General features: G+C 71.8%; 14 protein-coding genes. 4 read left to right on the top strand and 10 right to left on the bottom strand.

Features of this window, described 5'->3' with window-relative positions; translation table 11 throughout:
* Positions 1–56: 56 nt before the first annotated feature.
* From SGA01_RS31055 to SGA01_RS31070, 4 genes are all read right to left on the bottom strand, one after another.
* Complete coding sequence (locus SGA01_RS31055) at positions 57–1,895, bottom strand: outer membrane protein assembly factor BamB family protein (RefSeq protein WP_141300628.1); 1,839 nt, start codon at positions 1,893–1,895, stop codon at positions 57–59.
* Between the two features lie 13 nt (positions 1,896–1,908).
* The gene (locus tag SGA01_RS31060) at positions 1,909–3,759 is read right to left on the bottom strand and encodes a PQQ-binding-like beta-propeller repeat protein (protein ID WP_141300630.1); all 1,851 of its coding nucleotides are present in this window, start codon (positions 3,757–3,759) and stop codon (positions 1,909–1,911) included.
* Positions 3,760–3,894: 135 nt separating this feature from the next.
* Positions 3,895–5,700 carry an ABC-F family ATP-binding cassette domain-containing protein gene (locus SGA01_RS31065; RefSeq protein ID WP_141300631.1) on the bottom strand — a complete coding sequence of 602 codons (1,806 nt, stop codon included), beginning with the start codon at positions 5,698–5,700 and terminating at the stop codon, positions 3,895–3,897.
* 89 nt (positions 5,701–5,789) lie between these two features.
* A complete protein-coding gene (locus SGA01_RS31070) occupies positions 5,790–7,076 on the bottom strand; it encodes an acyltransferase family protein (protein ID WP_141300632.1) in 1,287 nt (428 codons plus the stop codon).
* Positions 7,077–7,312: 236 nt separating this feature from the next.
* Between SGA01_RS31070 and SGA01_RS31075 the strand changes: the two genes are divergently transcribed.
* A complete protein-coding gene (locus SGA01_RS31075) occupies positions 7,313–8,287 on the top strand; it encodes an NHL repeat-containing protein (protein WP_141300633.1) in 975 nt (324 codons plus the stop codon).
* A gap of 17 nt (positions 8,288–8,304) precedes the next feature.
* Here the strand turns inward: SGA01_RS31075 and SGA01_RS31080 are convergent, their stop codons facing one another.
* The 6 genes from SGA01_RS31080 to rsmI form a co-directional block, all read right to left on the bottom strand.
* Positions 8,305–9,225, bottom strand: coding sequence for a 4-(cytidine 5'-diphospho)-2-C-methyl-D-erythritol kinase (locus SGA01_RS31080; protein ID WP_141300634.1), 921 nt, complete (start codon positions 9,223–9,225; stop codon positions 8,305–8,307).
* A complete protein-coding gene (rsmA, locus tag SGA01_RS31085; RefSeq protein ID WP_055643021.1) occupies positions 9,222–10,094 on the bottom strand; it encodes a 16S rRNA (adenine(1518)-N(6)/adenine(1519)-N(6))-dimethyltransferase RsmA in 873 nt (290 codons plus the stop codon). Before rsmA ends, SGA01_RS31080 begins: the two co-directional genes overlap by 4 nt.
* A gap of 120 nt (positions 10,095–10,214) precedes the next feature.
* Positions 10,215–11,510 carry a resuscitation-promoting factor gene (locus SGA01_RS31090; protein WP_141300636.1) on the bottom strand — a complete coding sequence of 432 codons (1,296 nt, stop codon included), beginning with the start codon at positions 11,508–11,510 and terminating at the stop codon, positions 10,215–10,217.
* A 72-nt stretch (positions 11,511–11,582) separates the two neighbouring features.
* Positions 11,583–12,452, bottom strand: coding sequence for a TatD family hydrolase (locus SGA01_RS31095; RefSeq protein WP_141300638.1), 870 nt, complete (start codon positions 12,450–12,452; stop codon positions 11,583–11,585).
* Positions 12,453–12,504: 52 nt separating this feature from the next.
* Complete coding sequence (locus SGA01_RS31100) at positions 12,505–12,933, bottom strand: hypothetical protein (protein ID WP_141300640.1); 429 nt, start codon at positions 12,931–12,933, stop codon at positions 12,505–12,507.
* Between the two features lie 175 nt (positions 12,934–13,108).
* Positions 13,109–13,969 carry a 16S rRNA (cytidine(1402)-2'-O)-methyltransferase gene (rsmI, locus tag SGA01_RS31105; RefSeq protein ID WP_174867566.1) on the bottom strand — a complete coding sequence of 287 codons (861 nt, stop codon included), beginning with the start codon at positions 13,967–13,969 and terminating at the stop codon, positions 13,109–13,111.
* Between the two features lie 52 nt (positions 13,970–14,021).
* Here rsmI and SGA01_RS31110 point away from each other — a divergent pair, with 52 nt between their 5' ends.
* The 3 genes from SGA01_RS31110 (at position 14,022) to SGA01_RS31120 (ending at position 18,676) form a co-directional block, all read left to right on the top strand.
* On the top strand, positions 14,022–15,782 hold the full coding sequence (locus SGA01_RS31110; protein ID WP_141300644.1) for a dolichyl-phosphate-mannose--protein mannosyltransferase: 1,761 nt from the start codon (positions 14,022–14,024) through the stop codon (positions 15,780–15,782).
* A 206-nt stretch (positions 15,783–15,988) separates the two neighbouring features.
* Positions 15,989–16,912: a serine hydrolase gene (locus SGA01_RS31115; RefSeq protein ID WP_229918206.1), complete on the top strand. Its 924-nt coding sequence runs from the start codon at positions 15,989–15,991 to the stop codon at positions 16,910–16,912.
* A 114-nt stretch (positions 16,913–17,026) separates the two neighbouring features.
* Positions 17,027–18,676, top strand: a complete 1,650-nt coding sequence (locus SGA01_RS31120) for a penicillin-binding transpeptidase domain-containing protein (RefSeq protein ID WP_141300646.1) — start codon at positions 17,027–17,029, stop codon at positions 18,674–18,676.
* The last annotated feature ends 16 nt before the right edge of the window (positions 18,677–18,692 follow it).

The following is an 18,692-nucleotide window of genomic DNA, read 5'->3' on the forward strand; positions in this document are numbered from 1 at the left end:
CCCGGCGCATCGGTGTGAACCGATGCGCCGGGCCGCGTGGCGAGTTCTCCGATGCGTCAGCGGGTGCTGTACGACACCGCCAGAGGCTCCTTGTCGTCCGGCGATGCCGACGCCCGCGGCTTGGAGAGCATCATGGCGGACATGAACACCCTTCCGTCGCGGTACAGGATCTCCGAGTAGTCCGGCGAGAAGGTGTTCTCGATGTCGTTGACCGTGGCGTCCGCCGGGTTCTCAAGCAGCAGCGTCTCCTTCATGGTGACGCCGTCGATCGAGACGATCCGCCCGCCCTTGTCGTAGGGCGGCGCCTTGTAGGCGATGAGGCTGCCGCCGTCCATGCGGAGCGGGACCAGCGAGTACTTGTCCCCCGCGTCCGCCTTCTCCGGCGCCGTCCGGCCCGTGGCCAGGTCGAAGGCGATGACCTCGTTGGTCTCGTCGCCGAACTCGCCGCTGGCGCCCTCGTGCTCCTCGGTCGGCACGTACAGACGGCCGTTGCCGACGAGGATCTTCGTGCAGGACTCGACCTTCGTCGAGCGGCAGCGGCCCGCGTACTGGTCGGCGTCCGCCGTGATCTTCGCCTTCAGCTTGCCGGTCTTCTCGTCCAGGGAGAAGAAGTCCGAGATGCCGCTGCCGTCTCCGGCGCTGTCGCCGACGTCGGCCGCGACGACCAGCGGCTTGGTGGAGACGATCGACGCGTACTTCACGCCCGCGGGCATCTTGTACTGCGAGAGCGGCGCACCCGTCATCGGGTTGAGGTTCTGGATCAGCACGTACTGGCTGTCGTACGGACCGCACTTGCGGACCGCGACGAGACCCTCGCCGCCGCCGTACCCCAGGTCGAAGCAGTCCTGGTCGTTGGCCTGCGGCTTCCAGCGCGGGTTGCCGTTGGCGATGTCGAAGGCCGCGCCCCCGTCGTTGCCGCCGGCCGCGACCGTCTTCCCGCTGACCGTGACCTCGCCGAAGCGGGCCTTCTGGTCGCCGGCGGAACCACCGGTGACCGAGGTGGACCAGAGCAGCTTGCCGGTGTCGAGGTCGACCACGCCGACCTCGGTGCACTGCTGGTAGTAGCGCGGCGCGACCCGCTTGCTGGCCTCGAAGAGGATCGCAAGCTTCTTGTCGGCGGTCAGGTGGCGCGAGGTGCCGCAGATCTGGCCGGTCAGCGGCAGGGTCCAGACGGGCGTGCCCTTGGCGAGGTCGTGGGCGACGAGCGAGTTCACGCCCGTCTTCACGTACGCCTTGTCGGTGACCCAGGAGCCGGAGACGTCGGTGACGTCCGGGACCCCGGGCTTGGGCAGCTGGAAGGTCAGCTTCGCCTGGGTCTCGGCCGGCGGCTTCTCGCTGCCGCCCCCGCCGGTCCCCTTGGCCTCACCGCTGCCGCCGGAGCCGCCCTGCGAGGTGCCGGCCGAGCTCAGGGGCTCGCGGTCCTTGCCGTCGCCGCTCTCGGAGTTGGCGTACCAGATGCCGGCGCCGACGATCAGGACGACCGCGACGGCCGCCGCGATGATGATCTGGAGCTGCGCCGACAGCTTCTTGCCGCCGGGGGCCACGGCCGGGACCGGGGCGGTCTGGTAGCCGCCGTAGGGCTGCTGCGGCTGGGCCGGGTAGCCGTACGGAGGCTGGACCGGCTGCTGTTGCGGAGCCGTCGGGTAGCCGTACGGGGGCTGCTGCGGAGCCGTCGGCGGCTGCTGGGGATAGCCGTAACCGGCGTCGGGCTGCGGCGCCTGCTGCGGGTAGCCGTATCCCGGCTCGGGCTGCGGCTGCTGCGGGTATCCGTATCCGGCGTCCGGCTGCTGCGGGTGTCCGTAACCCGGCGGCGGCTGCTGCGGGGGCGTGGGCGCGCCGAAGCCGCCCTGGGGATCCGGGGGCTGGTTCGGCGGGGGCGGGGGTGGCTGCGTCATCGGTCCGAATCCCTCACTTGCTGAACGCCATCATCGTCTTGACCTGCTTCTCTTCCTTGTCGTTCGTCGCGGAGACACGTCCGCTCGTCACGACGAAGGTGCCGCTGCCGTAGGCGAACCCCGGGTCGTAGAAGCTGCTCTCGACCTGGGCGGTCGAGGCCGGGTGCTGAAGCAGGATCTTCGGCGCGCCGCCGGTCGGGGCGATGGTCGCGACCGCGCCGCCCTTGTCGTACGACGGGTCGACGTAGACGAGGACCTGACCGCTGTCCATGCGCAGCGGGATCATCGTCTGCTCGTCCGGAGCCTTGGAACGCCACTTGGCCTTCCCGGTCTTCAGGTCGAAGGCGACGACCTCGTTGGACTTGCCGTACGCGGTCTCGGTGGCCATGTAGAAGGTGTTCGCGTCGGCGGTGACTCCGGTGCAGCCCTGGAGGTTCTTGCCGAAGATGACGAAGCTGCCGCCGCAGGACGGGGCGAACTTGTCCTTGCCGCCCTGGATCTGCGAGCGGAGCTTGCCCTTGGCGTCGAGCGCGAAGATGGTCCACTTCTTCTGCTCGCGCTGGGTGGCGGAGACGACCAGCGGGTCGACCGAGTAGACCTTGTCGACCTCCCAGTTCGCCTCCAGCTGGAAGGTGTACTTGGGCTTGCCGTTGGCCGGGTTGACCTCGCCGACCGCCTGGATCTTCTTGGTGGTGCTGCCCGAGGGGCAGTCCATCGCGGCGATCAGCTTGCTGCCGCCCGCGTAGGCGAAGGGCTTGCAGCCGGTGGTGGCGCTCTTGAAGAGCTGCTTGCCGTCGGTGAGGGAGAAGCCGTACGCGCTGCTGGAACCGGCCGCCGTGACCGTGTTGCCGCTGATGGCCAGCGTGTTGTCGGAGAAGGCGAAGAGACCGGTCGGCTTGGGGACGGACTTCTTCCAGCCCACCTTGCCGGTCTTCAGGTTCACCTGCTGGAGCCCGAGGCACTTGGCGCCGTCCTTGGCGCTGTCGTTGTGCCCGAAGACCATGAAACCGCCGGTGGAGGGGGCCGGCGGGGCCGCGCACAGCTCGAACGGCACGTCGACGTGCCACTTCAGGGAGCCGTCCTTCAGGCTGTAGCCGTCGATGCTCTTGTACATCGCCTTGACGACGACGTCGCCGACGATCCACGGGCCGAGGACGTCGGCGCCGTTGCGGGGCAGGTCGACGTTGTTCTTCAGCAGCCAGTTGACCTTCGCCTCGCCGGGCTTGCGGCCGGCGTTGAGGTCGTCGTCGCCACCGCGGCCGTCGCCCGAGCCGTCGCCCTCGTCCACCGACTCGGTCGGCTTGGGGGCGGCGGACTCCGACGTGGAGGCCGAGGCGGTCGGGGTCGGCTTGGCGATCGGGTCCTCGTCGTCCCCGCCGCCGACGACCGCCCAGGTCGTGACGGCGGCGACCAGGACGGCCACGGCGGCCACGGCCGCGACGACACCGGTCCGGCCCTTGAGGCCACCGCCGCCGGGGGCGGGCGGGGTGGGGGCACCCGGGTAGCCGGGCTGCGCGGGGTAACCGCCGTACGGGCCGGGCTGCTGGCCGTACGGGCCCGGCTGCGGCTGCTGGCCATAGGGGCCGGGCTGCTGCTGCGGGTAGCCGTACGGGCCGGGCTGCTGCGGCTGCTGACCGTACGGACCGGGCTGGCCCGGCTGCTGCGGATACCCGTATCCGGGCTGCGGCGGCTGCTGCGGCTGGCCGTACGGACCGGGCGCGCCGGCCTGCGGGGCCTGCGGCGGCACCGGCGGAGCCTGCGGCGGGACGGGCGGGACGGGCGGCATGCCCTGGCCGGGGACCTGGTTCGGATCCTGAGGGGCTCCGAAGCCCCCCGGCGGCTGGTTGCTGGGCGGCTGGGTCACAGCGGTTCCCCCTTGACGTGAGCGACTTTTCTTTCTACCACTCACGCGACTTCGCAAAAGCGACCGGTCCGCCCCTTGTGCCCAAGGGAGGACCGGCCCGTGATGCCCTTGTTATGCGCCCTGCCATGTGTCCGGTTATGCGTCCTCGGCCAGTTCGAGCCAGCGCATCTCCAACTCCTCGCGCTCCCCGACCAGTTCCCGGAGCTCCGCGTCGAGCTTCGCCACCAGCTCGAAATCGGTCGCGTTGTCGGCGATCTTCGCGTGCAGCTTCGCCTCCTTGTCGGAGACCTTGTCGAGCTGCCGCTCGACCTTCTGGAGCTCCTTCTTCGCGGCGCGCGCGTCGGCGGCGGAGACGCCCGGCTTCTGCGGCGCGGCCGCGGCGGCGGGCGTCGGGACGGCCGCCTCGATCATCTTGCGGCGGCGCTCCAGGTACTCATCGATGCCGCGGGGCAGCATCCGCAGGGTCTTGTCGCCGAGCAGCGCGAGCGTCTTGTCGGTGGTGCGCTCGATGAAGAACCGGTCGTGGGAGATGACGACCATGGAGCCCGGCCAGCCGTCGAGGAGGTCCTCCAGCTGCGTCAGGGTCTCGATGTCGAGGTCGTTGGTGGGCTCGTCGAGGAAGAGGACGTTCGGCTCGTCCATCAGCAGGCGCAGCAGCTGGAGACGGCGGCGCTCACCGCCGGAGAGGTCGCCGACCGGCGTCCACTGCTTCTCCTTGGTGAAGCCGAACTGCTCGCAGAGCTGGCCGGCCGTCATCTCGCGGCCCTTGCCGAGGTCGACGCGGTCGCGGATCTGCTGCACGGCCTCCAGGACGCGCAGCGAGCCGGGAAGCTCGGTGACGTCCTGCGAGAGGTAGGCGAGGCGGACGGTCTTGCCGACGGTGACGCTGCCCGCGGCGGGCTGGGTCTCGCCCTGCGTGACGGCCGCGTCGGCGAGCGCGCGCAGGAGTGAGGTCTTGCCCGCGCCGTTGACGCCGACGAGACCGATGCGGTCGCCGGGTCCGAGCTGCCAGGTGAGGTGCTTGAGCAGCTCCTTCGGCCCGGCGGTGACGGTCACGTCCTCCAGGTCGAAGACCGTCTTGCCGAGGCGGGCGTTGGCGAACTTCATCAGCTCGGAGGTGTCGCGCGGCGGCGGCACGTCGGCGATCAGCTCGTTGGCGGCCTCGATGCGGTAGCGCGGCTTGGAGGTACGGGCGGGGGCGCCGCGCCGGAGCCAGGCCAGCTCCTTGCGCATCAGGTTCTGCCGCTTCGTCTCCTCCGTGGCGGCGCGGCGCTCGCGCTCGGCGCGGGCGAAGACGTAGTCGGAGTAGCCGCCCTCGTACTCGTGGACGTCACCGCGCTGCACGTCCCACATGCGGGTGCAGACCTGGTCGAGGAACCAGCGGTCGTGGGTGACGCAGACGAGCGCCGAGCGGCGCTCCTGGAGGTGCTTGGCGAGCCAGGCGATCCCCTCGACGTCGAGGTGGTTGGTGGGCTCGTCGAGGACGAGCAGGTCCTGGTCGTCGATGAGGAGCTTGGCGAGCGCGATCCGGCGGCGCTCGCCGCCGGAGAGCGGGCCGATGACGGTGTCGAGGCCCTGCTCGAAGCCGGGCAGGTCGAGCCCGCCGAAGAGCCCGGTGAGCACGTCCCGGATCTTGGCGCTGCCGGCCCACTCGTGGTCGGCCATGACCCCGATGACCTCGTGCCGGATGGTGGCCTTCGGGTCGAGCGAGTCGTGCTGCGTGAGGACGCCGAGGCGGAGCCCGCCGCTGTGGGTGATCCGGCCGGTGTCGGCCTCCTCCAGCTTCGCGAGCATCCGGATGAGGGTGGTCTTCCCGTCGCCGTTGCGGCCCACGACCCCGATCCGGTCCCCTTCGGAGACGCCGAGCGAGACGCCGTCGAGCAGGGCACGGGTGCCGTACACCTTGCTGACGTTCTCGACATTGACCAGGTTGACGGCCACGTTGACTCCTGACGGGGTGATCGATCGACGTCCAGAGTAGACCGTGGGGCGACCGGTCACTCTTTGTGATGACGTGGTCGGCCCGCCGGCTACCGCCGCCGAGACGCGGGCCGGTCCACGAGCAGCCAGCCCGCCAGCGTCACCGCCACGGCCACCGGGGCCGTGACCGGGACGGCGATCAGGGTGGCGGAGTGGCCGGTGAGGAGCCCGGCGAAGCCGGTCATCGAGAGGCCGAGGATCCCGAAGAGGGCGAGGGTGACGCCCAGGGCGGCGAATGGCGCCGCTCCACCTTCGCGGCGGACCCGGCCCGGCGCCTCGAAGCGGCGGAAGGCCGCCACCAGCAGGGCCGTGACGGCGGCCGCCGCCGCGATCCGCAGCGGGACCTGCGCCCACCAGGCGCCGGATGCCGGGGCGGGCAGCTCCAGGCCCAGCCCGAGCATCGCCCCGTACACGCCGAGCATCGCCGTCAGGTGCCAGAGGAACGCGGTCATCGCGATCCCGTTGGCCGCGACCACCGCCCGCCACACCCCGGCCCGGGCGACGAGGCGCGCCCCCGGGCCCCTCAGGAGCTCGACCGCGCCGACCAGCCAGAGGCCGTGGCAGAGCAGCGCGAGGGTGGGCGGGGCCATGTTCGAGACCTTCTCGCCGGGCATGCCCACCATCGAGAGCGGATACGGCCCCAGGGCCACCAGCGCCGTGGCCCCGACCAGGCCCGCGCCCGCGAGGAGCGCCGGGCGGCGGATCATCCCGTCTGCGCGCAGGAAGCCGAGCTGGTGGACCGCCAGCCAGACGAACGCGAAGTTCAGGAACTCGACGAAGGGGACGTCCGCCGCGAACCGCAGCACGTCCACGAGGACCGCGCCGCCCGCGAGCGCGGCGAACGCACCCCAGCCCCAGCGCTCGTGCAGCCGCAGCAGCGGCGGGGTGAAGGCGACCATCGCGAGGTAGATCCCGATGAACCAGAGCGGCTGCGTGACCAGCCGCAGCGCGACCCCGGCGAGCCCGCCGTCCGCGCCGGCCAGCTGGAGCACGAGCGCGGCCGCGCCCCACACGCCGACGAAGACCATCGTCGGCCGCAGCAGCCGCTGGAGCCGGGCCCGCAGAAAGGAGGCGTACGCGGGGCGGGAGCGGTGGGCGAGGGCGTGCGAGAAGCCGCCGACGAAGAAGAACACCGGCATCACCTGGAAGACCCAGGTGACGAGCTGGAGCTCGGGGACGACGGCGAGGAGGTTCCCGACCTGCCCGTCCTCGGTGACGGCCGCCATGAGCCAGTGGCCGAGGACGACGACCGCGAGCGAGGCGACCCGAAGCAGGTCGATGTACCGGTCCCGGCTCGCCGGCGTTGCGGCGGCGAGCTCACGCGCGCTGATTCCCATGCTCGTACGGTCCCGCGGAGGGCCATGTGGCCGACAGGGCGCGGATACTCAACCGCCGGCTGAGTACGCGCACCGGCGCCGGGAGCAGTGCCGACCGGCCCCGCGCCCTGTCCGACCCTGATCCGCCGGACAGGCCCTAGCCGTCGACCACGCGGGCGACCCCCCGGCCTGGCCGCCCGCGCCTCGGACCGACGGGCCGTCATGTTCTTCTCACACCCCCACCCGAGGAGAAGCACGTGCCGAGACACCCACGACTGGTCGCCGTCGCCACCGCCACCGCCGCCCTCACGCTGATCGCGGCGGGCCCCGCGGCCGGCGGCGATCCGACCGTGTCCGATCCCCGCGTCGTCGCCCACTTCGACTTCGCCGCCGGGCAGAACGCGGAGAACATCGCCCTCGAACCCGACGGCTCCGCCGACATCACCTTCGCCTTCGCCCATCAGGTCGCCCGCGTCACGACGAAGGGCGACACGACGATCCTCGCCACCCTGCCCGAGGTGCCGGGGGCGCAGACGCCCGTCGGCGGGGCCGTCGCCCTGGGCATCGCCCGCGCCCACGACGGCACCCTGTACGTCACCTACGTCACCGGCAAGGAGGAGACCGGCGTCTGGCGCATCGCGCCCGGCGGCGGCGAGCCGGAGCAGATCGGGTTCTTCCCGGCGGACGCCTTCCCCAACGGGCTCGCCCTCGACGAGAAGTGCGGCACCCTCTACACCGCCGACACCCAGCTCGGCACCGTGTGGTCCCTCCCGGTGACCGGCGGCACGCCCACGGCCTGGGCCACCGGGGCCGCGCTCGAACCCACCGAGCAGATCCCCTTCGGCGCCAACGGCCTGAAGATCCACGACGGTGCCGTCTGGGTGTCCAACACCGCCCATGCGACGCTGCTGCGCATTCCGATCGGTCCCGGTCCCGACCACGCGGCCGGCCCGATCGAGACCCGGGCGACCGGGCTCACGTCCATCGACGACTTCACCTTCACCGGGCACGGCGACACGGTCCTCGCGGCCCTGAACCAGGTCGACAAGCTGGAGCTCGTACGGCCCGACGGCACCCACAAGACCGTGCTCACCCACGCCGACGGCCTCGACAACCCGACCTCCGCGGCCGTGCGCGCCAAGACCGTCTACGTGAACAGCGCCGCCTTCTTCAACACGCTGGACCCGGACCCGAACCTGCTCCTGGCCCGGATCTCCAAGAACAAGAACTGACAGGAACAAGCAGAGCGTCAGGCGGACGGGAGGACGGTCCCTCCCGGGGCCGGGGACGTCGCCACCCGCGCCGTGCGGCAGGTGCCCGAGGCCGTCAGGGTGGCGGCGACCGTCTCCGCCGTTTCCGCGTCCTTCACCAGGAACGCCGTCGTCGGGCCCGAGCCGGAGACCAGTGCGGCCAGCGCGCCCGCGTCCGTGCCGGTCGTCAGGGTCGCCGCGAGCGACGGGCGCAGGGAGAGCGCCGCCGCCTGGAGGTCGTTGGTGAGGGCGCCCGCGAGGGCGGTGGTGTCGCCGGTGCGCAGGGCGTCCAGGAGGACCGGGGAGGCCGTCGGCTCGGGGACGTCGACGCCCTCGGTGAGGCGGTCGAACTCGCCGTACACCGCGGGGGTCGAGAGCCCGCCGTCGGCGACGGCGAACACCCAGTGGAAGGCCCCGCCGACCGGCAGCCCGGTGAGCTTCTCGCCGCGCCCGGTGCCGAGCGCCGCCCCGCCGACCAGGCTGAAGGGCACGTCGGAGCCCAGTTCGGCGCAGATCTCCAGGAGCGTCTCGCGCGGGGTGTTCAGGCCCCAGAGCGCGTCGCAGGCGAGCAGCGCGCCCGCGCCGTCCGCGCTGCCGCCGGCCATGCCGCCGGCGACCGGGATGTCCTTGGCGATGTGCAGGTGCACGTCCGGGGAGATGCCGTGCCGGGCCGCGAGGAGCTCGGCGGCGCGCGCGGCGAGGTTCGTGCGGTCCAGCGGCACCTTGTCGGCGTCCGGACCCTCGCAGGTGATCGTGAGCGTCTCGGCGGGGGTGGCGGTCACCTCGTCGTACAGGGAGACGGCGAGGAAGACGTTGGCCAGGTCGTGGAAGCCGTCGGGGCGGGCCGCGCCGACCGCGAGCTGGACGTTGACCTTGGCGGGGACCCGTACGGTCACGGCATCGGTCACGGCGTCGCTCATGCCTTCGCCTCCGCGATCCTCGCGAACTCCTCGACCGTCAGCGCCTCGCCGCGCGCCTGCGGCGAGATCCCGGCCTTGACCAGGGCCTCCTCGGCCGCGGCGGGCGAGCCCGCCCAGGTCGCGAGGGCCGCGCGCAGGGTCTTGCGGCGCTGGGCGAAGGCCGCGTCGACGACCGCGAAGACCTCCTTGCGGGAGGCGGTGGTCGCGAGCGGCTCGGTGCGGCGGACCAGCGAGACGAGGCCGGAGTCGACGTTCGGCGCGGGCCAGAAGACGTTGCGGCCGATGGAGCCGGCCCGCTTGACCTCCGCGTACCAGTTCGCCTTGACCGACGGGACGCCGTAGACCTTGTTGCCGGGCTTGGCGGCGAGCCGGTCGGCGACCTCGGCCTGGACCATGACGAGGGTCCGCTCGATGGTCGGGAACCGCTCCAGCATGTGGAGCAGGACCGGCACGGCGACGTTGTACGGCAGGTTGGCGACGAGCGCGGTCGGCGCCGGGCCCGGCAGCTCCTGCACCTGCATGGCGTCGGAGTGGACGAGCGCGAAGCGGTCGGCGCGGGCCGGCATCCGGGCCTGGATCGTGGCGGGCAGCGCGGCGGCGAGCACGTCGTCGATCTCGACGGCCGTCACCCGGTCCGCGGCCTCCAGGAGTGCCAGGGTGAGGGAGCCGAGTCCGGGCCCCACCTCCACGACGACGTCGTCGGGCCGCACCTCGGCCGTGCGGACGATCCGCCGGACGGTGTTGGCGTCGATGACGAAGTTCTGGCCCTTCTGCTTCGTGGGGCGCACGCCGAGGGCGGCGGCCAGCTCACGGATGTCGGCGGGGCCGAGGAGGGCGTCGGGGCTTTCGGGGCCGGTGGTGGTGCTCACCGGTACAGCCTACGGGGCACTGGTGGGGCAGCCCTACGACTCACCCCGTCTCACTCCGCCTCACCCCGCCTCACCCCGTCTCACTCCGCCTCACCCCGCCTCACCCCGTCTCGCTCCGCCTCACCCGTGCAGCCGTCTGCCGCAGTGGGGCCACGGACTCGCCCCCCGCTGCACGTACAGCTTCTTCGCGCGGAAGGTCTGCTCCGCTGCGGGCGCGTTCTGGGCGACTCCGCTGCCGCCGAGGGAGCGCCAGGTGCCGGGGTCGAACTGGTAGAGCCCGCCGTACGTCCCCGAGGGGTCGACGGCGTTCGGGCGGCCGCCGGACTCGCAGGCGGCGAGGGCGCCCCAGTCGAGGCTGTCGGCGCCGGCGACGGAGGTGGGCAGGGCGCGGGTGCCGATCCTGACCTTGCGGCTGACGGGTTCGCGGACGATCTCCTCGCCGGTCCTGCGGGGCCGCTCCCGGACGCCGTTGACCGTGCGCAGGGAGTACGTGACGCGGCGGACGCCCGCGAGGCCCTGCCGTTCGACGACCTCGGTGCCGGCGAAGAGCTCCGGGTCGCGGACCCTCTCGACGGCGTACGGGATGGTCTCCTCCCGCACCTGCCGGGAGCCGATGATGCGCAGCACGGTGACGGTCTGGCCGTCGCGGGGGAAGGAGTCGGCGGCGACGGAGGTGGTGTCCTGGCCGGAGAGGGTGATCCCGGCCTCGGCGAGGGCCTCGCGGATGGTGGCGGAGTTGGTCCGGACGACGCGCTCGCGGCCGTCGGCGAGGAAGGTGACCGTCCGCTCGGTGCGGACGTCGAGGGCGAGGCCCTGGCGGGTGATCGGGGCCGCGCGGGAGGCCGAGAGGTACGCGCCCTCCGCGCGGACCCCGAGCTGGCGCAGGGCTCCTTCGACGGTCCTGGCGGTGGTCCAGATCCGGTGGCTCTGCCCGTCGAGGGTGAGGGTGATCGGGCGCCCGTACCGGACGATGATCTCGTCGCCGTTGGCCAGGGCCTCGCCGGGGGCGGGGGCGACGATGTCGTGGGCGCCGACGGTCAGGCCCTCGTGGGCGAGGAGCTCGTCGACGTCGTCGGCGAAGGTGTGGAGGCTGCGCGGGACGCCGTCGACGGAGAGCCGGACGGCCTTGTCGTTGGCGACGAAGGCGCTGGTGCCGCCGGCGAGGAAGGCGACGACGAGAGCCTGCGGGACGAGCCGGCGCAGGCCGTCGCGGGGGGATCCTGAGGCCTTGCGGCGGCGGGCGGCGCGCCGGGATCCGCCACGGGAGCCCCCTTGGCCGGGGACGACGCCGGGGGCTGCCCCGGCTCCGGGGCCGGTGCCGGGGATGACGAGCGGCGCGGCTTGGGTCGGCTGCTCGTGGACGGGCAGGGTCGCCGCTCGCCGTCCGGCTCGGTGACTGCCCTGGGAAGTACTCACGAGGCCGGGACATTAGCCCCGGCCGTGGTCACTCTCCCGAACCTTTCGACTACGACACGTAACCGTTATGGATCAGTAATCGAAGGCGCGGGCCGTGTTGACCGCGATCGCCTCGGCCATCTCGTTCTCCCCGATCCCGCGCACCTCCGCCATCGCCCGGACGGTGACCGGGATGAGGTACGGGGCGTTGGGGCGGCCCCGGTAGGGCGCGGGGGTGAGGAAGGGAGCGTCGGTCTCGACGAGGACGAGCTCCAGCGGGGCGACGGCGAGCGCGTCCCGCAGCGGCTGGGCGTTCTTGAAGGTGACGTTGCCGGCGAAGGACATGTAGTAGCCCTTGGCGGCGCAGATCTCGGCCATGGCGGCGTCGCCGGAGTAGCAGTGGAAGACGGTCCGCTCGGGGGCGCCCTCCTCGTCGAGGACGCGCAGCACGTCGGCGTGGGCCTCGCGGTCGTGGATGACGAGCGTCTTGCCGTGCCGCTTGGCGATCTCGATGTGGGCGCGGAAGGAACGCTCCTGCGCGGCCATGCCCTCGGGGCCCGTACGGAAGAAGTCGAGGCCGGTCTCGCCGACGCCGAGGACGTGCGGCAGGGCGGCGAGGCGGTCGATCTCGGCGAGCGCGTCGTCGAGGGCCGCGTCCCCGCCGCCCTCGCGGGCACCCTGCCGGGACCAGCCGTCGGGGTCGCCGAGGACGATCCGCGGCGCTTCGTTCGGGTGGAGTGCGACGGCCGCGTGCACGCGCTCGTGGGCGGCGGCGGTCTCGGCGGCCCACTGGGAGCCCTTCACGTCGCAGCCGACCTGGACGACGGTGGTCACGCCGACGGCGGCGGCCTTGACCAGGGCCTCCTCGACGGTCCCGGACTGCATGTCCAGGTGGGTGTGCGAGTCCGCGACCTCCACGAGGAGCGGCTCGGGCAGCGGCGGCGGGGCGTCCTTGGCACTCATGGCCCCGATCGTACGAGGGCCACGAGTGCCGGCGCGCAGGGTCCCTCCGGTGCTACTCGTGCTTGCGGAAGGGATGGAGGAGGTCGGAAAGGTGCCAGTGGTGGGGCACCGGCGGGGTCTCGGGGGCGTCCTCGGTCGCCTCGGTCAGTTCCTGCCCGATCGGTCCGGCCATCGAGACGGGCTTGGTCGCCTTCGCCCCGTGCTGGTGCCTCTCCGTCGCGGCGATCAGGTCGAGCACCGACGACACCTGCCCCGCCCGCATGATCCGGACGACGTGACCGCCGCAGTTCATGCAGGTGGGACTGGACAGCGGGGACGGGACCCGCTCCCCTTCGGCCTTGTAGACGACGAATTCCTGGCCGGCGGCGTCGACGTGGTGCTCGATGTCGTACGCCTGCTCCCAGCCGTATCCACAGCGCATGCAGGCGAAGGCGTACGCCTCATGTGCGACGGATATGCCGGTGCCGGTGATCTCGCTCATGCCAGCTCCTCTCCACTGATCAGTGGACGCCTTTTCGGGCCGGAGCGCATCAGCAGGAGACGAACCATGGAAGGCTTTTGGCTCTTCCCTTGCCAAGCGCCCTGTGAAGAGTCCCGGCGCCGGGTTCGGCTTTGCCTTTCAGATTAGTCCTTTACCGTTTCCGGGAACTGTTCCGTCAGCCCTTTGCCGCGTTCTTTGCCGCCACGACCGCATCGAACACCTCGCGCTTGGGCAGCCCCGCCTCGGCCGCGACCGCGACGATCGCCTCCTTGCGCCGCTCCCCCGCCTCCTCGCGCACCTGCACCCTGCGCACCAGCTCCGCGGCGTCGAGCTCGCCGGGTCCGGTCTCCGGGGCGCCCTCGACGACGACGGTGATCTCGCCCCGTACGCCCTCGGCGGCCCAGGCGGCCAGCTCGGCGAGCGGGCCGCGCTTGACCTCCTCGTACGTCTTGGTCAGCTCACGGCAGACGGCGGCGCGGCGCTCGGCGCCGAAGACCTCGGCCATCGCGGCGAGCGTGTCGTCGAGCCGGTGCGGGGCCTCGAAGTAGACGAGGGTGCGGCGCTCGTCCGCGACCTCGCGGAGCCGGCCGAGGCGCTCGCCCGCCTTGCGCGGCAGGAAGCCCTCGAAGCAGAAGCGGTCCACGGGCAGCCCGGAGAGGGCGAGCGCGGTGAGGACGGCGGACGGGCCGGGGACGGCCGTGACCTTGATGTCCTGCTCGACGGCGGCGGCGACGAGGCGATAGCCGGGGTCGGAGACGGACGGCATGCCGGCGTCGGTCACGAGGAGGACGCGGGCGCCGCCGACCAGCGCCTCGACCAGTTCGGGCGTACGGGCGGACTCGTTTCCCTCGAAGTACGAGACGACGCGCCCCGAGGTGTGGATGCCGAGGGCCCGGGTCAGGCCGCGCAGCCTCCGGGTGTCCTCGGCGGCCACGATGTCCGCGTTCTCCAGTTCGGTGGCGAGTCGGGGCGGAGCGTCCGCGATGTCACCGATGGGGGTCCCTGCGAGTACCAGCGTTCCTGTCACACGGGACATCCTCCCAGCCCGGACAGGCGACGTGCACAGGCGCGTTCCCTACGATGGCGCGGTGACCAGTACCGCACCCGAGGCCCTGGAGGGCCAGCACCCCATGGCAGAGCCCGTGGCAGAGCCCTCTTCGTGGCAGCAGAGGCTGCGGCGCTTCGGCTACGCGCCCCGCGCCGAGAAAGCCGCTCCCATCGGGCTGCGGGAGCGGCTCGACCCGCCGTACGCCCGTCCGTCGGCGCGCATGTGGTCGCTCTTCGGCATCGGCCCCGGGCCGGCCGAGCGGCTGTGGCGGCTGATGGCCTGGGGCGGTCCGCTCCTGGTCACGGCGGTCGCGGGTGTCCTGAGGTTCTGGAACCTGGGCAAGCCGCACGCGGTGATATTCGACGAGACGTACTACGCCAAGGACTCCTGGGCCCTGATCAACCAGGGGTACGAGGGCGCGTGGCCGAAGGACATCGACAAGACGATCCTGACGGACCCGGGCGCGGTGCTCGTCCCGACCGACCCGGGGTATGTCGTCCATCCGCCGATGGGCAAATGGGTCATCGGCCTCGGCGAGAAGCTCTTCGGCTTCGAGCCCTTCGGCTGGCGCTTCATGGTGGCGCTGCTCGGCACGCTGTCGGTGCTGATGCTGTGCCGGATCGGCCGCCGCCTCTTCCGCTCCACCTTCCTGGGCTGTCTGGCGGGCCTGCTGCTCGCCGTCGACGGACTGCACTTCGTGATGAGCCGCACCGCGCTCCTCGACCAGGTGCTGATGTTCTTCGTGCTCGCCTCCTTCGGCTGTTTCGTCGTCGACCGCGACCGCAACCGGAAACGGCTCGCGGCGGCGCTCCCCGAGGACGACGAGGGGGTGCTGCGGCCCGACGCGGAGATCGCGGAGACGCTGCGCATGGGCTGGCGGCCGTGGCGGATCGCGGCCGGTGTGATGCTGGGCCTCGCGGCGGCGACCAAGTGGAACGGCCTGTACGTCATGGTGGCCTTCGGCCTGATGACGGTCCTGTGGGACGTGGCGGGCCGCCGCACGGGCGGCGCCGTCCGCCCGTACCTCTCGGTGATCAAGAAGGACCTGGTCCCGGCGTTCGTGTCGGTGGTGCCGGTGGCGATCGCGACGTATCTGGCGACCTGGACGGGCTGGCTCGTCTCGGACAAGGGCTACTTCCGCGACTGGGCCGCCAAGCAGGACAAGCTCCCGGGCGGCGCGGACAGCACCTGGGGCTGGCTGCCGGAGTGGCTGCGCAGCCTCTGGCACTACGAGTCCGAGGTGTACTCGTTCCACGTGGGCCTGACCTCGCCGCACACCTACGAGTCGAACCCCTGGTCCTGGATCGTCCTCGGCCGCCCCGTCTCGTACTTCTACGAGTCCCCGGCGCCCGGCACCAACGGCTGCCCGGCGACCGCCAAGGAGAAGTGCGCCCAGGAGGTCCTGGCCCTCGGCACCCCGCTCCTGTGGTGGGCGGCCTGCTTCGCCATCCTGTACGTCCTGTGGCGCTGGGCCTTCCGCCGCGACTGGCGCGCGGGCGCCGTCGCCTGTGCCATCGCGGCGGGCTGGGTCCCGTGGTTCCTCTACCAGGAACGCACCATCTTCCTTTTCTACGCGGTCGTCTTCGTGCCTTTCCTGTGTCTGGCGGTGGCCATGATGCTGGGCGCGATCATCGGCCCACGCGGATCGTCGGAAAGGCGCCGGACGTTCGGTGCGGTGGCGGCGGGATGTCTGGTTCTGCTGATCGTCTGGAACTTCATCTATTTCTGGCCCATCTACACCGGCACCCCCATTCCGATAGACCAATGGCGGGGCCGTATGTGGCTCGACACCTGGATCTAGCGGGGGAATCGACGTGAGAGGGCGCGACCGGTGGTCGCGCCCTCCCGGTTGTCGTCCGTGGCTGCCGGCGACCGTCCGCGGCCCTCGGGCGGTCGCGTCCCCGGTTTCGCTCGATTCGCTGGATTCGTACAACCATCCGCACGCTCAGCAGTCTTGTCAGACGAGTGCGCCGTAGGCGCGTTCGTTTCGTTTCCAGGGGGATCCACATGACTCACCGCATATTCCTGCGTGCCCGCGTGCTTCCGGCCGTGGCCGTGGCCGGGATGCTCGTGCCCGTCGTCGCCGGTGCGGCGCCCGCTTCCGCCGCCACGGCGCCGCGGGTCAGCTGCACGTCCGGCAAGGCCGGGCTCGCCGCCAAGCTGCAGAGGGACATCACCGCCGCCCTCGCCACCCGCACCGGTACCGTCGCCGTCGGCCTGCGCGACCGCACCACGAACACCACCTGCACCCTGCGCGCCACCACCTCGTACGACTCGGCCAGCATCGTGAAGGTGACCGTCCTCGCCACGCTCCTGTGGGACGCCAAGAAGACCAACCGGTACCTGACCGCACGCGAGTCCGACCTCGCCACCGCCATGATCACCAAGTCGGACAACGCGGCCACCAGCTCCCTGTGGAGGCAGCTCGGCGTCACCAAGGTGAAGGGCTTCCTGGCGGCTGCCGGCATGACGCGGACGGTGCCGGGGTCCGGCGGCTACTGGGGGCTCACCCGGATCAACGTCACCGACGAGCAGCGGCTCCTCTCGCTGATCACCGCCAGGAACTCGGTCCTGAGTGACAACGCCCGCGCCTACATCCTCAAGCTCATGAAGAACGTCGTCACCTCGCAGAGGTGGGGCACCCCGGCCGGCGCGCCCTCCACCGTGTCCAAGCACGTCAAGAACGGCTGGCTGCAGCGCTCCACGCGCGGCTGGCGCGTGCACAGCATCGGCGCGTTCAAGGGCGGCGGCCACGACTACACCATCTCCGTGCTCACCGACGGCAACAGCACGATGAACTACGGCGTGAACACGATCCAGGCCGTGGCCAAGGTGATCCACCGGGATCTGTTCCCGACCGCGTCCGCCGCGACCCTCTACGCGCCGACCACCACGCCCCAGGAGGCGCACGTCGCGGTGCCCCAGGGCTGACCGCCCCGATCCGCCGTGACCGGCGGCCCACGTGACGGATGTGCCGATAGTTGCTCGACACACCGAAGGGACGCTGCTTGACTGGACGGCCACCTGGGGAGGGGAGGCGCAGTCATGCGCAGTGGAGCCAAGACAGCGATAGTCGGAGGCGTGTTCCTCGTCGTGGCGGGCGGTGTCGGATACGGGGGTCTCAACCTCTACAACGGGATCACGGGCGGCAACACGTCCCCCGAGACCCGTGCCGGTGACGGGCCGAGGACCGGGCCCGTCACCGGTGACGAAGTGACCTCCACCGCACGGGAGTTCCTCGCGGCCTGGGCCGCCGGGGAGCCGGAGAAGGCCGGTCAGCTGACGAACGACCCGGTCACGGCGGGGCCCGCCGTGGCGGCCTACCGTGACGGCGCGAGCGTCTCGGAGGCGACCATCACGCCGGGGACGCCCGTCGGAGCGACGGTGCCGTTCACGGTGAAGGCCACGATCACGTACAAGGACGTGTCGAAGCCCTGGTCGTACACCTCCGAACTGACCGTCGTCCGGGGGCAGACGACGGGCCGGCCGCTGGTGAAGTGGGCACCTTCCGTGCTCCACCCGAAGCTGCTCACCGCCGACGCCACGGTCCGTACGGGCGTCGCGAAGGCCGCGTCCGTGAAGGCCGTCGACCGCAACGGCCTTGAGCTGACGGCGGAGAAGTACCCCTCGCTCGCGCCGGTCCTGGCCGAACTGCGCAAGCGGTACGGGGCGAAGGCGGGCGGCTCGGCCGGCATCGAGACATGGATCGACTCGGGCAGCGAGTCCGGGACCGACATCCCCCTCCTCGTCCTGTCGAAGGGCAAGGAGGGGACGCTGAAGACCACCATCGACGCGGGCGTGCAGGCGGCGGCCGAGAAGGCGGTCAAGACCTACGGCAAGGCCTCGGTGGCGGCGATCGAGCCGTCCACGGGCGCGATACGGGCGGTGGCCAACAACCCGGCCACCGAGTTCAACACGGCTCTCCAGGGGCAGCAGGCCCCCGGCTCGACGATGAAGATCGTCTCGGCGGCGATGATGCTGCAGAACGGTGTCGTGGCCGGGCCCGACAGCAAGGTCGAGTGTCCTCCCGACGTGCTGTCGCGCGGCCAGACCTTCGAGAACCTCGACCGGTTCAGCATCCCCGACGCCACCCTCGTCAAGGCGTTCCGGCGCTCCTGCAACACCGCCTTCATCAAGGCGATCACCGTCCTCAGCGACAAGAAGATCGCGGACACCGCCCTCGGCGACACCGCCCGCGACTCCTTCGGCATCGGCCAGAGCTGGCAGGTGGGCGTCCCGGCGGCGGACGGCAGCGTCCCCGAGTCCGCGGGGAACGAGACCTCGGCCTCGTACATCGGCCAGGGCAGGATCCAGATGAGCGCGCTGAACGTCGCCTCGCTCTCCGCGACCGTGAAGAACGGCGGCTTCCTCCAGCCGTACCTGGTGGCGAGGGAGCTCGACGACCGGGAGTTCGCCGAGGCCGAGCCGCTCTCGCGCGGGGTCGCGACGGCGCTGCGGCGGATGATGAAGGAGACGGCGACCTCGTCGGACGGCACCGCTTTCGACTCGATGTCGGGGGTCGCCTCCCCCAAGGGCGCGAAGACCGGCTCCGCCGAGGTCGGCGGCCAGGACAAGTCCAACAGCTGGTTCACCGGCTACTCCGGCGACCTCGCGGCGGCGGCCGTCGTCCAGAGCGGCGGCCACGGCAGCGACGCGGCCGGGCCTGTGGTCGCGAGCGTCCTGAAGGCCGGCTGATCCCTCACCGCGCGGA

Origin of the sequence: Streptomyces gardneri (genome assembly GCF_006539185.1) — a bacterium.
GTDB classification, from domain to species: domain Bacteria; phylum Actinomycetota; class Actinomycetes; order Streptomycetales; family Streptomycetaceae; genus Streptomyces; species Streptomyces gardneri.

Bases quoted from the DNA above. Each gene is read 5' to 3' on its own strand.
- SGA01_RS31055 (WP_141300628.1), bottom strand. From the start codon at position 1,895: ATGACGCAGCCACCCCCGCCCCCGCCGAACCAGCCCCCGGATCCCCAG.
- SGA01_RS31070 (WP_141300632.1), bottom strand. From the start codon at position 7,076: ATGGGAATCAGCGCGCGTGAGCTCGCCGCCGCAACGCCGGCGAGCCGG.
- SGA01_RS31080 (WP_141300634.1), bottom strand. From the start codon at position 9,225: ATGAGCGACGCCGTGACCGATGCCGTGACCGTACGGGTCCCCGCCAAG.
- SGA01_RS31095 (WP_141300638.1), bottom strand. From the start codon at position 12,452: ATGAGTGCCAAGGACGCCCCGCCGCCGCTGCCCGAGCCGCTCCTCGTG.
- SGA01_RS31100 (WP_141300640.1), bottom strand. From the start codon at position 12,933: ATGAGCGAGATCACCGGCACCGGCATATCCGTCGCACATGAGGCGTAC.
- rsmI (WP_174867566.1), bottom strand. From the start codon at position 13,969: ATGTCCCGTGTGACAGGAACGCTGGTACTCGCAGGGACCCCCATCGGT.
- SGA01_RS31115 (WP_229918206.1), top strand. From the start codon at position 15,989: ATGACTCACCGCATATTCCTGCGTGCCCGCGTGCTTCCGGCCGTGGCC.
- SGA01_RS31120 (WP_141300646.1), top strand. From the start codon at position 17,027: ATGCGCAGTGGAGCCAAGACAGCGATAGTCGGAGGCGTGTTCCTCGTC.